Origin of the sequence: Streptomyces milbemycinicus (genome assembly GCF_002154605.1) — a bacterium.
Taxonomy (GTDB): domain Bacteria; phylum Actinomycetota; class Actinomycetes; order Streptomycetales; family Streptomycetaceae; genus Streptomyces; species Streptomyces milbemycinicus.
On the sequence record NZ_MUNE01000735.1, the window covers coordinates 1 to 1227 of the forward strand.

At 69.6% G+C, this 1227-nt stretch carries 1 protein-coding gene; it reads right to left on the bottom strand.

From position 1 onward, the window contains the following. On the bottom strand, positions 1–1227 hold a 1227-nt coding region (locus tag CCN51_RS44380), incomplete at both ends, for an acyltransferase domain-containing protein (RefSeq protein WP_143676097.1).

Below are 1227 nucleotides of genomic sequence, written 5' to 3' on the forward strand. Positions count from 1 at the left end.
GGGCGCGTTCACGGCCGCGAGTGAGACCCGTCCTTCGCATCGTGTGAGGTGTTCGTGGAGTTCGTCGGGGTCTGCTTGGAGGGTGGTCATGGCGCCGGTGGCGGGGAGAGATTGCATGAGGCGGGCGCGGGTGGTGACCAGGCGGGCCGCGTCGGGGAGGGTGAGGATCCCGGCGAGGTGGGCCGCGGTGATCTCTCCGAGGGAATGGCCGGCGTAGTAGTGGGGGGTAAGGCCGTGGTGTTCGGTGACCAGGCGGTGCAGGGCGATCTGGAGGGCGAACAGGGCGGGCTGGGCGTAGCGGGTCTGGTGGAGCAGCTGGGCGGTGTCGGTGCCCGGCTCGGCGAACATGACATCCCGCAGGGGATGGTCGAGGTGTGGGTCCAGGTGTGCGCAGGCTTCGTCCATGGCTGCGGCGAACAGCGGGAAGGCGTAGTACAGCCCGTGTCCCATACGGGGACGTTGCGTTCCCTGCCCGGAACACACAAACGCCAGCTTCCCCGCACCCGTCGCCACGCCCCGTACCAGCCCGGCGTGTTCCTCACCGGCCTCCAGAGCTCCCAGCTCTTCGACGAAGGCTTCGCGGTCCGGGCCCAGGAGCACGGCACGGTGGCCGAAGGCCGTGCGGCCGGAGGCCAGCGCATACCCGACATCAGCCAGCCCCAGCTCAGGATGTGCCGCCAGATACGCGCGCAACTGTGCTGCCTGCGCCTGTAGTGCCTGTTCGGACTTGGCCGACACCATCCACGGAAACGACCCGGACGAGACGTCCGCCGGATCGTCGTGCTCCTCAGGCGGCGCCTGTTCGAGGATGATGTGCGCGTTGGTGCCACTGACCCCGAACGACGACACCCCCGCACGCCGCGCACGCCCCGTCTCCGGCCACGGCACCGCCTCCGTCAGCAGCCGCACCCCGCCCGAGGACCAGTCCACATGCGGCGACGGCTCCTGCACATGCAACGTCCGCGGCAACACCCCATACCGCATCGCCATCACCATCTTGATGACACCCGCAACCCCCGCCGCGGCCTGCGCATGCCCGATATTCGACTTCACCGACCCCAACCACAACGGGCCGTCCCCCACCCGCTCCTGACCGTAGGTCGCCAGCAACGCCTGCGCCTCGATCGGATCACCCAGCCGCGTCCCCGTACCGTGCCCCTCCACCACATCCACATCCGCCCCGCCAACCCGCGCACTGGCCAACGCCTGCCGGATCACCCGCTGCTG